General features: G+C 69.3%; 14 protein-coding genes. 6 read left to right on the forward strand and 8 right to left on the reverse strand.

Features of this window, described 5'->3' with window-relative positions; genetic code table 11:
- Positions 1 to 108 precede the first annotated feature (108 nt).
- From ACFWX1_RS41980 to ACFWX1_RS41995, 4 genes are all read right to left on the reverse strand, one after another.
- Positions 109 to 1,755, reverse strand: a complete 1,647-nt coding sequence (locus ACFWX1_RS41980) for a cytochrome bc complex cytochrome b subunit (RefSeq protein WP_378395471.1) — start codon at positions 1,753 to 1,755, stop codon at positions 109 to 111.
- Positions 1,752 to 2,888 carry a ubiquinol-cytochrome c reductase iron-sulfur subunit gene (locus ACFWX1_RS41985; protein WP_378395472.1) on the reverse strand — a complete coding sequence of 379 codons (1,137 nt, stop codon included), beginning with the start codon at positions 2,886 to 2,888 and terminating at the stop codon, positions 1,752 to 1,754. The genes ACFWX1_RS41980 and ACFWX1_RS41985 overlap by 4 nt, the downstream gene beginning before the upstream one ends.
- Complete coding sequence (locus ACFWX1_RS41990) at positions 2,885 to 3,703, reverse strand: c-type cytochrome (RefSeq protein WP_378395473.1); 819 nt, start codon at positions 3,701 to 3,703, stop codon at positions 2,885 to 2,887. Before ACFWX1_RS41990 ends, ACFWX1_RS41985 begins: the two co-directional genes overlap by 4 nt.
- 61 nt (positions 3,704 to 3,764) lie before the next feature.
- Positions 3,765 to 4,388, reverse strand: coding sequence for a heme-copper oxidase subunit III (locus ACFWX1_RS41995; protein ID WP_378331417.1), 624 nt, complete (start codon positions 4,386 to 4,388; stop codon positions 3,765 to 3,767).
- Between the two features lie 95 nt (positions 4,389 to 4,483).
- On the opposite strand from ACFWX1_RS41995, the gene ACFWX1_RS42000 reads away from it, so the two are divergent.
- From ACFWX1_RS42000 to trpD, 3 genes are all read left to right on the forward strand, one after another.
- Entirely contained in the window at positions 4,484 to 4,909 is a 426-nt protein-coding gene (locus ACFWX1_RS42000; protein WP_378395474.1) for a ribonuclease E inhibitor RraB, read from the forward strand.
- Between the two features lie 65 nt (positions 4,910 to 4,974).
- Positions 4,975 to 5,370 carry a hypothetical protein gene (locus ACFWX1_RS42005; RefSeq protein WP_378395496.1) on the forward strand — a complete coding sequence of 132 codons (396 nt, stop codon included), beginning with the start codon at positions 4,975 to 4,977 and terminating at the stop codon, positions 5,368 to 5,370.
- 89 nt (positions 5,371 to 5,459) lie between these two features.
- On the forward strand, positions 5,460 to 6,512 hold the full coding sequence (trpD, locus tag ACFWX1_RS42010) for an anthranilate phosphoribosyltransferase (protein WP_378395475.1): 1,053 nt from the start codon (positions 5,460 to 5,462) through the stop codon (positions 6,510 to 6,512).
- Between the two features lie 279 nt (positions 6,513 to 6,791).
- Here trpD and ACFWX1_RS42015 read toward each other — a convergent pair whose 3' ends face one another.
- On the reverse strand, positions 6,792 to 7,751 hold the full coding sequence (locus ACFWX1_RS42015; RefSeq protein ID WP_378395476.1) for a GlxA family transcriptional regulator: 960 nt from the start codon (positions 7,749 to 7,751) through the stop codon (positions 6,792 to 6,794).
- 82 nt (positions 7,752 to 7,833) lie between these two features.
- Between ACFWX1_RS42015 and ACFWX1_RS42020 the strand changes: the two genes are divergently transcribed.
- On the forward strand, positions 7,834 to 8,766 hold the full coding sequence (locus ACFWX1_RS42020) for a DMT family transporter (RefSeq protein WP_378395477.1): 933 nt from the start codon (positions 7,834 to 7,836) through the stop codon (positions 8,764 to 8,766).
- Here the strand turns inward: ACFWX1_RS42020 and ACFWX1_RS42025 are convergent.
- Together ACFWX1_RS42025 and ACFWX1_RS42030 are read right to left on the reverse strand one after the other, a co-directional pair.
- Entirely contained in the window at positions 8,714 to 9,133 is a 420-nt protein-coding gene (locus ACFWX1_RS42025) for a cytochrome c oxidase subunit 4 (protein WP_378395478.1), read from the reverse strand. The genes ACFWX1_RS42020 and ACFWX1_RS42025 overlap by 53 nt on opposite strands.
- A gap of 30 nt (positions 9,134 to 9,163) precedes the next feature.
- The gene (locus ACFWX1_RS42030) at positions 9,164 to 10,108 is read right to left on the reverse strand and encodes a cytochrome c oxidase subunit II (RefSeq protein WP_378395479.1); all 945 of its coding nucleotides are present in this window, start codon (positions 10,106 to 10,108) and stop codon (positions 9,164 to 9,166) included.
- A 193-nt stretch (positions 10,109 to 10,301) separates the two neighbouring features.
- Between ACFWX1_RS42030 and asnB the strand changes: the two genes are divergently transcribed.
- The gene (asnB, locus tag ACFWX1_RS42035) at positions 10,302 to 12,236 is read left to right on the forward strand and encodes an asparagine synthase (glutamine-hydrolyzing) (RefSeq protein WP_378395480.1); all 1,935 of its coding nucleotides are present in this window, start codon (positions 10,302 to 10,304) and stop codon (positions 12,234 to 12,236) included.
- A gap of 115 nt (positions 12,237 to 12,351) precedes the next feature.
- Here the strand turns inward: asnB and ACFWX1_RS42040 are convergent, their stop codons facing one another.
- A complete protein-coding gene (locus tag ACFWX1_RS42040) occupies positions 12,352 to 13,344 on the reverse strand; it encodes a carbohydrate kinase family protein (RefSeq protein ID WP_378395481.1) in 993 nt (330 codons plus the stop codon).
- A 144-nt stretch (positions 13,345 to 13,488) separates the two neighbouring features.
- Between ACFWX1_RS42040 and ACFWX1_RS42045 the strand changes: the two genes are divergently transcribed.
- The gene (locus tag ACFWX1_RS42045; protein ID WP_378395482.1) at positions 13,489 to 13,668 is read left to right on the forward strand and encodes a hypothetical protein; all 180 of its coding nucleotides are present in this window, start codon (positions 13,489 to 13,491) and stop codon (positions 13,666 to 13,668) included.
- Positions 13,669 to 13,716 lie beyond the last annotated feature (48 nt).

Below are 13,716 nucleotides of genomic sequence, written 5' to 3' on the forward strand. Positions count from 1 at the left end.
CACCCCGCACCCCCCCTCCCCGCCCCCCGGGCCGCACTCAGAACCTCCCGCTCGCCCGGGGGTGTGACCCCCCCCTCTCGGGGACCATTACCGGTAGTTCCGGCGGAATCAGTGACCGGGGGTCTTCGAGGACTCCGAAGACTCCAGTTCGTGCGCACCGTGGCCGTTGCCGCGGGCCCGCTCCAGAGCGGCGGACTCCTCCGGCGGGTCCGGCGACCAGATCGAGCCGGGAACGGCGTGCCCCGCGGACCCGAGCTTGTTCATCTTCTTCGGCACCGATGCGCCCTGGTACTCCAGCGGGATCGCGTGGCCGTGGTCGTCCACACCGCCCAGCGGCTGGTGGATCTCGATGAACTCACCGTGCGGCAGCCGCTTGATGATGCCGGTCTCGACACCGTGCTCGAGCACCTCGCGGTCGGCCCGCTGCAGGCCGAGGCAGATCCGGTAGGTCACGTAGTACGCGATCGGCGGCACGATCAGCACGCCGATCCGGCCCGCCCACGTCGTGGCGTTCAGCGAGATGTCGAACTGGTCGGCGATGATGTCGTTGAACCCGGACAGCTCGATGACCATGAAGAACCCGAGCGCCATCATGCCCAGCGCGGTGCGGACCGGGGTGTCCCGCGGCCGCTGCAGCAGGTTGTGGTGCGCGTTGTCCTTCGACAGCTTCCGCTCGATGATCGGATATGCCAGCAACAGGCCGATCAGCAGCGGCATCCCGATCGCACCGGGGAAGAACACCGCCGGGATCGTGTACTTCCCGAGGTAGACCTCCCACGCGGGCCAGATCCGCAGCATGCCGTCGGCCCATGCCATGTACCAGTCCGGCTGCGAACCCGCGGACACCTGCGCCGGGTTGTACGGGCCGATGTTCCAGATCGGGTTGATCTGGAAGATGCCCGACATCAGCGCGAGCACACCCACGACCAGCGCGAAGAACGCACCGCCCTTGAGCGCGAACACCGGGAGGATGCGGACGCCGACGACGTTGGTCTCCTTGCGCCGCACACCGGGGAACTGGGTGTGCTTCTGGTACCAGACCAGCGCCAGGTGCGCCCCGACCAGCGCGAGCATGATGCCCGGCAGCAGCAGGATGTGGATCGTGTACAGCCGCGGGATGATCACGTCGCCGGGGAACTCCCCACCGAACAGCGCCCAGTGCAGCCAGGTGCCCATCACCGGCACCGACAGCACGATGCCCGACAGCGTCGCGCGGATACCGGTGCCCGAGAGCAGGTCGTCCGGCAGCGAGTAGCCGAAGAAGCCCTCGAACATGCCCAGGATCAGCAGCAGGCCACCGATCATCCAGTTCGCCTCACGCGGGCGCCGGAACGCGCCGGTGAAGAAGATCCGGAGCATGTGGACCATCATCGAGGCGACGAAGATCAGCGCGGCCCAGTGGTGCAGCTGCCGCACGAACAGCCCGCCGCGGACGTCGAAGGAGATGTCCAGCGTCGTGGCGAACGCGCGGGACATCTCGACGCCCTGCAGGTTCTTGAAGCTGCCGTGGTAGACGACCTCCTGCATGGAGGGGTCGAAGAACAGCGTCAGGTAGACACCCGAGAGCAGCAGGATGATGAAGCTGTAGAGCGCGATCTCGCCCAGCAGGAAGGACCAGTGGGTCGGGAACACCTTGTTGAACTGGTGCCGCAGGCCCTTGGCCAGGTGAAAGCGGTCGTCGGCGTTCTTCGCCGCTTCGCCCACCTTCTGCTCGAGCAGGCTCGTGCCCTTCGTCGGCGTGGTCAGTGAACTCATGACTTGCGCTCCCAAAATGCCGGCCCGACCGGCTCGATGAAGTCACCGCGCGCGTACAGGTAACCCTGATCGTCCACTGTGATGGGCAGCTGGGCAAGCGGCCTGGTCGCCGGACCGAAAATCGGCTTGCCGTAGTGGAGCGCGTCGAACTGGGACTGGTGGCACGGGCAGAGGATCCGGTTGGTCCGCTGCTCGTACAACGAAGTCGGGCAGCCGACGTGGCTGCAGATCTTCGTGTACGCGTACAGGTCACCGAAGTTGAAGTCCTCCTGGCCCTCGCGCTTGACCACACGGGCGGCGTCGGTCGGGCGCAGGCGGATCAGCATGACCGGGTTGTCCGAGCGCTTGAACGCCTGGGACAGCGCGTGCTCATCGTGCCGCTCGGACTCGCGGAACGGGAACACCGTCTCCATCGCGCCCGCGTCGAGGTCCTCGGCCTTGACCAGGACGATCTCCTCGGGCTTGCCGGTGTTGCGGCGCAGGTAGACCTTCTCGCCGGGGTGCGCCGGCTGCCAGCCGGTGTGCCACAGCGAGTCCTTGTTGTCGGAGTTCTTCCACGGGTCCTTGATGAAGGACGCCACCGGCAGCGCCGCGGCCGCCAGGCCCAGCGCGCCGGCACCCGCGCCGGCGGCCCGCTTGATCAGCGAGCGGCGGGCGATGGTGCTGCGGTTCCCGGCGTCGGCGAGCTGGGCGAGGATCGTCGCCTTGTCGATCTCCTTCGACCCGCCGTCGCCGCGCTCCTGGACCGTGGTCTCGGCCGGGATGAACTTCTTGGTGTAGAGCAGCACACCGATGCCGAGGCCGAGGATCGCCACACCGAGCGTGATCCCGAGCAACGGCGTGTACAGGCTGTAGAGGAACGCGGCGTGCTCGTCGTTGGGTTCCTTGTACTGCCACGGCCACCAGATGAGCGCGACTACGAACGCCAGCCCGGCCAGCGCGGAGAGCACGAACCAGAACGCCACCAGGCGCTCGGCCCTGCGCTCGGCACGGGTTCCCTTGACCGGCCACGGCTCCGGATAGTCGATGATCTCGACGCCGTCCAGCTTGCCGCCCAGCTTCAACAGCTGGTCACGGTCCATTTCAGCCAGTTCCGCCTCCGTCGGCGGCTTCGGCCCCTCCTCGGCACTCATGCCTTCGATCCAATCCACAACGTCACGCCGACCAGCGCGGCGATCCCGACGATGAAGGCGATCAGGCCCTCGGATGCGGGGCCGAACCCGCCGAGGCTGTTACCGCCAGGGTTGTTGTTGCCGTCGGACACGGACTTGACGTAGGCCACGATGTCCTTCTTCTCCTCCGGCGAGAGCTGCCGGTCGGAGAACTTCGGCATGTTCTGCGGCCCCGTGAGCATCGCGTCGTAGATCTGCTCCTCGGTGGCCGGGTCCAGGTTCGGCGCGTACTTGCCCGCCGAAAGGGCACCGCCGCGGCCGGTGAAGTTGTGGCAGGACGCGCAGTTGAGGCGGAACAGCTCGCCACCGCGCGCCGGGTCCGAACCGCGCAGCCCCTCGCCGCGCTCCGCGGGACGCTGGACACCGCCGCCGTGCGCCTGGATGTAGGCGCCGACCGCGTCGATCTCGCTCTCCGACAGCTTCGGCGGCTTCCGCGCGGCCTGCGCCTCCTGGCGGACGGCCGGCATGCGGCCCGACGAGGTCTGGAAGTACACCGCGGCGTCGCCGATGCCGATCAGGCTCGGGCCGCGGTCCTTGACACCCTCGAGGTTCGCGCCGTGGCACTCGATGCAGGTGTTGTTGTAGACCTGCTCGCCCTGGCGCAGCAGGGCCGGGTCGCCCTGCGCCGTCGCGGTCTGCGGCTCGGGGGCGAACACGGCGTACAGCGCGCCCGCGCCCACCAGCGCGACACCGAGTGCGAGCAGGCCGGCGAACCGCCTCCGCAGCTTCGACCGCGCGCGGTAGCGGCGCTCCGAGGACTTCTTGCTGGTGGTCATCTTGCGGCAACCCTTGCTGTCAGTTCAGGCCGATAGTGAACGTGGTGGCGGCGGAGCGGGATCAGGGAATGATGTAGATCACCGCGAAGAGGCCGACCCACACGATGTCGACGAAATGCCAGTAGTACGACACGACGATCGCGGAGGTGGCCTGCGCCGGCGTGAACTTGCTCAGCTTCGTCCTGATGAGCAGGTACACGAAGGCGATGAGACCGCCGATCACGTGCAGACCGTGGAACCCGGTCGCCAGGTAGAACACCGTGCCGAACGGGCCCGACGGGATCGTCAGCCCCTCGTCGATCAGGTTCAGGTACTCGTTGCCCTGACCGCCGACGAAGATCGCGCCCATGATCAACGTGACGATGTACCAGCGGCGCAGCCCGAAGACGTCGCCACGCTCGGCGGCGAACACGCCGAACTGGCAGGTCAACGAGGACAGCACGAGGATCACCGTGAACGGGATCGCGTACCCGACGTTGAGGTGGAAGGGCTCACCGTGCAGCGGCGGCGGCCAGTGGCCGGAGGAGTTCTGCGCCTTGACGGTGAAGAACATCGCGAACAGTCCGGCGAAGAACATCAGCTCGCTGGACAGCCACACGATGGTGCCGACACTGACCATGTTCGGCCGGTTCAGCGAGTGGACCCGCTGACTGATGGTGGGAGCTGCCGTTGTCACGCGTCGCATTATGTCCTCTCGCACCGGCACCCCGCCCTTCGGGTCCGCGGCGGGTCGCGTGCGGATCCGATCACATCGACCCCCGCCGAAGGTGAGAGCTACTCATGAGTTTCCTGAAGGTGCTGCGTGACCTGCTGGGAAAGCGGGAAAGTCCCGCGCTGACGCCGGACACGCCCGGACTGGAGATCGTCGCGGAGGCCTTCGACCCGGCCGAGGCGGACTCCTCCGTGCTCGCCCGTTCACCCGGCTGGGTACCCGATGCGGAGGCGGTGCTGCGGCATCACCTCACGCTGCCCCGCGAGCGGGTCGCCGAAGCGGCGTCGATCCTCGCGCAGGACGGCTGGGACCTGCGCGAACGGTCCGAAACCGACGGGGTCGTCCGGGTCGAGGCACAGCGCGTCCAGGTCCTCGACGCGCTGCACTGCGCCCAGGAACGCTCGCGGATGGCGGGGCTGGCCCAGCGGCTCGGCGGCGACTCGCTGGGCTGGGACGCCCGGCAACCGGGTGAGTCGCCGACCGCGCCCGCGTGATGTCGGTCATGCCGGATACGATCGCGGGGTCCACGGTGACGAGACGAGCTGGAGGCGTGCCGACTATGCGGATCCTGGTGTTCAGCCACAAGGCGGAGGTACGCGAGGCGATCGTCAACGCGATCGGCCGCCGCCCCGCCGCCGACCTCGAGCGGGTGGACTACGTCGAGGTCTCCGGGATCGCGGACGTGCTCAGCGAGATGGACGCGGGCGAGGTCGATCTGGCCATCCTGGACGGCGAGGCGCAGCCGACCGGCGGCATCGGGCTGTGCCGCCAGCTGAAGAGTGAGATCACCGACTGTCCGCCGATCGTGGTCTCGGTGCGGCGCAAGGACGACCGCTGGCTGGCGACGTGGTCGCGCGCGGACGCCGTCCTCGTGCACCCGCTCGACCCGCTGACCGCCGCGGAGACGGTGGCCGACGTGCTGCGCGCGCGCCGGGTGCCCGCCGTCAACGGCTGACCCGGCCCGATGAGCGACGCTTGCGAGCGAGTCATGGACATCATGCGCCGAAAGAGATTCGACACTGCCTCGCGGAGCGAGACGATCGCATGAGCGCCACCCCCGTTCCCCGCACCTGGCCTTCGCTGCTCAACCAGCTGATCGCGCGCACCGACCTCACCGAGGACGACACCGCGTGGGCGATGGACCAGATCATGTCCGGTGCCGCCACGCCCGCGCAGATCGCCGGGTTCGCCGTCTCACTGCGCGCCAAAGGCGAGACCCCCGCCGAGATCTCCGGGATGGCCGAGGCGATGCTCGCGCACGCGTACCGGGTGCGGATCGAGGGCCCGGCGGTGGACATCGTCGGCACCGGTGGCGACCGATCGAACTCGGTGAACATCTCCACGATGGCGACGCTCGTCACGGCCGCCGCCGGCGCGCCGGTGGTCAAGCACGGCAACCGCAGCGCCTCGTCGAAGTCGGGCGCCGCCGACGTGCTGGAGTCACTCGGCGTCGCGATCGACCTGCCGCCCGAGGGCGTCCGGCAGAGCCTCGCCGAAGTCGGGATCGGGTTCTGCTTCGCCCCGGCGTTCCACCCGGCGCTGCGGCACGCGGGCCCGGTGCGCAGCCAGCTCGGCGTGCCCACGACGTTCAACCTGCTCGGCCCGCTGACCAATCCGGCGCAGCCGGGGAGCGCGCTCATCGGCTGCGCCTATCCGGACAAGACCCGGGTGCTCGCCGAGGTCTTCGCCCGCCGCGGCACGTCCGTGCTCGTCGTGCGGGGTGACGACGGTCTCGACGAGATCACCACCACCACGACGTCGTCGGTGTGGGTCGTCTCGGGCGGGCAGGTGACCGAGCGCGTCTTCGACCCGGCCGCGGTCGGGATCCCCCGCGCCACGGCCGAGGACCTGCGCGGAGGCGACGCCGAGGCCAACGCGCGCGTCGTCCGCGACCTCGTCGGCGGCAAGACCGGCCCGGTACGGGACGCGGTGCTGATCAACGCCGCGGCCGCGCTCGCCGCGTTCACCGGCTTCACCGGCTCGCTCGAGGACGACATCGCCGCCGGGCTGGCCCGCGGTGCCGAGGCCATCGACACCGGCGCCGCGGCGGCGCTGCTGGACCGCTGGATCACCTTCTCCGCCAAGGCCCGCTCCTGACCCGACCGTCCACATCGGACAAACCCCGCGAGGGAACCGCTCGCCGCGCTGGCGTGCCGAGGGACGCCTTCGGTGCGCTCGATGCACCGAGGGACGCCCTCGTCGCACTCAACGCACCCAGGGCGTCCCTCGGGCACCCGCCCCTACCCCGTCCGCGACGTCCCGAACGGACCGTTCGGGACGCTCAACGTCCCCAACGCGTCGTTCGGGACGCGGCCCCGCCACCTCAGAGCGACGCCTCGCTCCACAAAGGACAGCCCGCCGGGACGGCGGCCTTCCTCAGCCGCGGAAAGCCGCGCGGTAGGCCGTCGGTGTCGTCGAGCGCAGCCGGGTGAACTGGTGCCGCAGCGCCGCGGCCGAGGCGTATCCGCAGGCCACCGCGATGTCCTCGACCGACAGCCGTCCCTCCTCCAGCAGCGCCTGCGCGCGGTCGAGCCGTCGCTCGGTCAGCCAGCGGTGCGGCGTCGTCCCGGTGGCCGCCGAGAAGCGCCGCAGGAACGTCCGCTCGCCGAGGCCGCTGCGCCGCGCCAGTTCCGCGACGGTGAACGGCTGATCGAGCCGTCGCTCGACCCACTCCAGTGCCTCCGCGACGACGGAGTCGTCCGGCGCGGCCGTCGCCGGGACGGGCGCTTCGACGAACTGAGCCTGACCGCCCGTCCGGTGGGGCGCGGCCACCATGCGCCGCGCCAGCGCCGTCGCGGCCGCGACCCCGCGCAACCGCCGCACCAGATGCAGGCACAGGTCCACCGCGGCCACGGTGCCCGCGCTGGTCAGGACGCCGTCGTCGTCCACATACAGCGCTTGGGGGTCGACTTCGGCCGAGGGAAACCGCTCGCGGAACTCGGCCTCGTACACCCAGTGAACGGTGCAGCGCCGCCCTTCGAGCAGGCCCGCGTAGCCCAGGCTGAACACCCCCGCGCAGAACCCCGCCACCCATGCCCCGCGCGCGGCCGCGTCCCGCAGGACGTCGAGCACCGGCTCCGGCGGCGGCGCGGTCCGGGGCGCGCAGGTGGGCACGATGAGCAGATCCGCGCTCGCCGCGTAGTCCAAAGAGGACAATCCGGTGAGCCCGAAACCGGACCAGCTCACGACTTCCGCACCCTCCGGTGCGCAGACCGCGAAGTCCCAACCGTCCATTCCGGACGCACTGCGATCGGTGCCGAACACCTCGCAGGCGACCCCGAGCTCGAACGGCGACACCTGGTCGGCGAGCACGACCGCGACACGGTTCACATCCACCCGATCAGGATGTCACAAGTTTTGCGCCCCATGTCATTTCTGACACTGGTCGCTCGCCGCCCGCCCGGCGAGGGTGGACGTCATGACGAACCTCTCCCCCGGAACCCGGCCGCTGCTGCAATGGTCGGCGGCGATGGCCCTGTCCGGCACCATCGGCGCTGTCGTACTGGAAAGCGGTGCGGCCGCGCCGACCGTGGCGTTCGCGCGCTGCCTCGTCGGAGGCGTCCTGCTGCTCCTGTGGTCCGCCGCGCGCGGCTGGCTGCACACCTGGCGGCCCACGCGCCGCGACGTCCTGCTCGCGGTGCTGGGCGGCGTCTTCCTGGTCGGCAACTGGGTGCTGCTGTTCGCCTCGTACGCGCTGTCGTCGATCTCCGTCAGCACCGTCGTCTACCACACCCAGCCGCTGATCCTGGTCGGTCTCGCGGCGGCGTTCCTCGGCGAGAAGGTGACGAAGAACCACCTCGTCCGGGCGGGTATCGCGTTCGGCGGAGTCGCGCTGATCTCCCTGTCCGCGCACGGCGAGGACGGGAAACCCGTGCGGCTGGCGGGAATCGGGCTGGCGCTCGGCGCGGCCCTGCTCTACGCGGGAGCGTCCTTCGTGGCCAAGCAGCTCACGCACATCCGGCCGCATCTGCTGGCGGCGGTCCAGTGCGCGGTCGGCGCCGTCCTGCTCGCGCCCGCGTTGCTGCTGACGCCGCTGCCGTCGACGACGTCCGGGCTACTGTGGCTGGTGCTGCTGGGCACCGTGCACACGGCGCTGATGTACGTGCTGATCTACGCGAGCATCGGGAAACTGCCGACGACCACGGTCGCCCTGCTGTCCTACGTGTATCCCGTGGTCGCGGTGCTCGTGGACGTCGTGGCCTACGGGCACCGGCCCGGCTGGCCGGAGCTGGTGGGCATGCTCGCGGTCCTGGCGGCGGCGCTCGCTCCGCGCCGCACCACCAGGACCGCGGCGAACGTCACTCGTGGTTCGGGCCCGTATGGTACTCGAACACCAGTCCGCCGATCGTGATCAGCAGCGCGACGATGGCGATGACGAGGAGCCAGACGTGGAAGAACGCGAGCGCGAGGCCACCGAGCGCCGCCGAGGCGGCCAGGCCGATCGGCCAGTAGCTGCCAGGGCTGAAGAAGCCCAGCTCGCCGGCACCGTCGCTGATCTCCGCGTCCTCGCGGTCCTCGGGACGCGCCTCGATCCGCCGGGAGACGAACCGCAGGTAGCTCCCGGCCAGCAGGGCGAGCCCGCCGGTCAGGATCAGGGCGACCACGCCGACCGGTTCGGCGCCGTAGCCGCTCATGTAGTGGGTCATGAACCCGTAGATGACGGCCACGACGAAGGCAAAGCCCGCGACGATGTCGAAGATCCGCGCTTCGACCTTCATGGACGTTTCCTTTCGAAGCTTCGGACCGGGTCAGTTGGACGCGGTACGGGCGGTGCGGTCGGTGTTGAACGGCTTGGTGGTGACCGCGTACGGGCTGCACAGCTCGCCGCAGTTCATCGCCGACAGCGCCTCGGACGCGGTGTTCGGCTTGCCGGTCTTCGGGTTCGTCTGCGTGCGCAGCTGGAGGTACCGGTCGTACTTGTCCGGCGACAGCGCGCGGACCTCGAAGTTCATCACCGAGTGGTACGTGCCGCACAGCTCCGCGCACCGGCCGACGAAGGAGCCTTCGCGGTCGATGGAGTTCTGGAAGGAGAAGTCCTGGTTGTTCTTCTCCGGGTCCGGCATGACGTCCCGCTTGAAGTGGAACTCGGGGACCCAGAACGAGTGGATGACGTCGGTCGAGCGCAGCTTGTACTCGATCGTCTTGTTCGTCGGCAGCACCAGCAGCGGGATCTCGCCGGACGAGCCGACGGTGCTGACCTGGCCGCCGTCGGCGCGCTTGGCCTTGTCGCCCTCGTACTTGAACTCCCAGTTCCACTGGAAGGCGATCACGTCCACGGTGACGTCCGGGTTCGGCTTCTTGTCCAGAACCCTGCTCTCGGTCGTCGCGGTGAAGAAGAACAGCACGCAGACCATGATCGTCGGGACGACGACCGTGAACAGCTCCAGCGGGATGTTGTACTGGAACTGACGGGGCAGTTCCTCTTCCTCGCCCGGCGCCGTCTTCTTCTTGCGGTGGAAGGTCGCGGTCCAGAAGATCAGCGCCCACACGATGACACCGACCACCAGCGCGGCGATCACGGTCCAGGTCCACAGCCACCGCATGTCGTTCGCCTGCGGGGTGACCCCGACCGGCCAGCCGAACCGCAGGATCTCGTCGCCCGAGCAGCCCGTTGCGGTCAGCGCGACCAGCACCACCAGCGCGGCGACGCGGCCGACCCGCTTACCCACCGGGGTGCGCCCTGGAGTTCCCACTGCGCCTCGCCCTTTCACCCAGAGCCTCCTCGACCGATCTTCGTGACAGGCGGAGCCTAGCCGAGTTGGCGGATCCCGCCGCCCAAGGGGTACGCGTGACACACGTGTCACCCACCACGGCCGGGTACCGGTGGCGCGCGGCATACTGGGCCCTTCCCAGACCCCGGCCACGACCAGAGGTGTGTGAGTACACGTGTGCGGCCTGCTTGGACTGATCTGCGTCACCGAGACCGACGCGGCGAACGCCCGTGACGCCGTCGGCGCGGCGATGCGCTGCCAGCGCCACCGCGGCCCGGACGAGCAGGACACCTGGGCCGACGCCGAGGTCGTCTACGGCTTCAACCGGCTCGCCTTCATCGACGTCGAGCACGCGCACCAGCCGCTGGTCTGGGGCCCGCCCGAGGCGCCGTCGCGCTACACGCTGAACTTCAACGGCGAGATCTACAACTACCTCGAGCTGCGGAAAGAGCTGGCCGAGGAGCACGACGCGAAGTTCCTCACCGAGGGCGACGGCGAGGCGATCGTCGCGGCGTACCACTACCTCGGCGAGGACGCGGTCAAGAAGCTGCGCGGCATGTTCGCCTTCATGATCTGGGACTCGCAGGAGAAGGTCGTCTTCGGCGCGCGGGACCCGTTCGGCATCAAGCCGCTGTTCTACTCCGCCGGGCCGGGCGGGATCGCGTTCTCCAGCGAGAAGAAGTCCCTGCTGGAGCTGTCGGACACGCTCGGCGTCGCCGAGGAACTGGACCGTACGGCCCTGCAGCACTACCTGGTCCTGCAGTACGTTCCCGAGCCCGAGTCGCTGCACACCGGGATCCGCCGCGTCGAGTCCGGCACGTCGTTCCGCCTGCGGCCCGGCGGTGAGGTGAAGTTCACTCGGTACTTCCACCCGCAGTTCACCGTGCAGCCGGTGAACAGCGAGGCCGAGGCCGAAGCGCTGTACGAGCGCATCGCCGATGTGATGCGCGACTCGGTTTCCAAGCACATGATCTCCGACCCGGACGTCACGGTCGGCGCCTTCCTCTCCGGCGGCATCGACTCGACCGCGACGGCCACGCTGGCCAAGGAGCACAACCCGAACCTCATCGCGTTCACCAGCGGGTTCGAGCGCGAGGGCTACTCCGAGGTGGACGTCGCCGCCGAGTCGGCCGCGGCGATCGGGGTCGAGCACGTGGTCCGCATCGTGTCGGCGGACGAGATGATGGAAACGCTGCCGCTCATCGTCTGGTACCTCGACGACCCGGTGGCCGACCCGGCGCTGGTGCCGCTGTGGTTCATCGCCCGCGAGGCCCGCAAGCACGTCAAGGCGGTGCTGTCCGGCGAGGGCGCGGACGAGCTATTCGGCGGCTACACGATCTACGGCGAACCGCTGTCTCTGGCGCCGTTCGAGAAGATCCCCGGCGGCGTGCGGAAACTGCTCGGCAAGGTGTCCACGAAGATCCCCGAGGGCACGCGCGGCAAGGACCTGCTGCGGCGCGGCGCGCTGACACTGGAGGAGCGTTACTACGGCAACGCGCGCAACTTCCGCGACGAGCAGCTGCGCGCGGTGCTGCCGGACTTCGCCGAGGGCATCGGCTTCATGGACGTCACCGCGCCCTGGTACCGCGAGTCGAAGGGCTGGGACCCGGTCGCGCGGATGCAGCACGTCGACCTGTTCACCTGGCTGCGCGGCGACATCCTGGTCAAGGCGGACAAGGTCACCATGGCGAACTCGCTGGAGCTGCGGGTGCCGTTCCTCGACGCCGAGGTGTTCAAGGTCGCCGCGAGCATCCCGCTCGACCAGAAGCTGGCGGGCGGCACCACGAAGTACGCGCTGCGCAAGGCGCTGACGAAGATCATCCCGCCGCACGTGATCAACCGGAAGAAACTGGGCTTCCCGGTGCCGATCCGGCACTGGCTGCGGGACGAGATGTACGACTGGGCACGCGGGATCATCGCGGACTCGAAGACCGACGCGCTGCTCGACAAGAACGCCGTGCTGGCGCTGCTGGAGGAGCACAAGGCCGGTCAGTTCGACCGCAGCCGGCAGATCTGGGCGCTGCTGGTGTTCATGATCTGGCACGGGATCTTCGTCGAGCACCGCATCAAGCCCGAGATCCCCGAGCCGGTCTACCCCGTCAAGCTCTAGGGTCCCGGCCTGCCGTCAAGGCCACCTTACGGGCGTCTGGCGCCCGTAAGGTGGCCTTGACGGCGTCTTGAACCGCACGTCGCCGGGAGCGTTGTCCTGGCGCGCGGACAGTGGGTCAGGCGGCGGGGAGGATGGGGGCGATCTCGTCGGCGGAGGCCGGGCCGAACGCCTCGCCGATGCGGGCCAGCGCGTCGGCGCGGTCGAAGGTCCACTCCTGGGGCCCGACGGTCTCCAGCACGAGCACCGCGATCAGCGAGCCGAGCTGCGCGGAGCGCTCGACGTCGAGACCGCCGTCGAGACCGGCGAGGAACCCGGCGCGGAAGCCGTCGCCGACACCGGTCGGGTCGGTCTTGACCCGCTCGGGGACGGCGCCGACGGTCAGCGAGACGCCGTCCTTGCCGACGATCTCGACGCCCTTCTCGCCCAGCGTGGTGATCCGCATCCCGACCTGGCCGAGCACGTCGGCCTCGGTCCAGCCGGTCTTCTGCAGCAGCAGTTCCCACTCGTAGTCGTTGCTGAACAGGTACTTCGCCCCGGCGACGAAGGCACGGGCCTGCGCGCCGTCCATCCTGGCGAGCTGCTGCGAGGGGTCGACGGCGAAGTCGTAGCCACGCTGGCGGCATTCCTCGGCGTGGCGGATCATGCCGTCGGGGTCGTCCGGGCTGATCATCACCAGGCTCAGCGCGCCGGCGCGTTCGGCGATCGGCAGCAGTTCGATGTTGCGCGACTCCGCCATCGCGCCGGCGTAGAACGTGGCGATCTGGCACAGGTCCTGGTCGGTGGTGCAGACGAACCGCGCGGTGTGCGCGACCTCGGAGACGAGCACGCCGGAGGTGTCGACGCCGTGGCGCTCGAGCCAGGACCGGTAGTCGGCGAAGTCGGCGCCCACCGCGCCCACGAGCACCGGCCGTACCCCGAGCACGCCGAGGCCGAAGGCGATGTTGGCACCGATCCCGCCACGCCGGACCACCAGATCATCGGCGAGGAAACTCAGCGAAACCCGGTGCAGCTGCTCGGCGACGAGTTGCTCGGCGAACCTGCCGGGGAAGTGCATCAGATGGTCGGTTGCGATACTGCCGGACACCGCGATCCTGGCCTTGTCTGCCACCGGTACTCCTCTTGTTCCTCGACCTCGGCTGGGGACGCAAGTTACCCGTGAGTCGTAACCCGTACGGGTAATTCGCGCGCACCAGACGACACTACCGGCTGGTACTGCTTTCCGGCTGGGGTGCGGATCAATAGCGTGACCGACGTGAACGCCCCGAACGTCGCCCCGGAACCGGAAACCATCGGCGAACTGATCGCCGACTGCGCCCACATCCCGGCCGCCCTCCAAGCCGAGAACCTGCCGCTGCCGCGCGAAGCGGCGCCGCCGTGGATCGTCGACGACGCGTGCCACGCACAGGTCGCCGAACTCGACGCGTACGTCTGACCGAAGACATCGCACAACAACGGAGAAGGGCCGTTACTCCACGTGGAG

This window comes from Amycolatopsis sp. NPDC059021 (genome assembly GCF_042739895.1).
Classification (GTDB): domain Bacteria; phylum Actinomycetota; class Actinomycetes; order Mycobacteriales; family Pseudonocardiaceae; genus Amycolatopsis.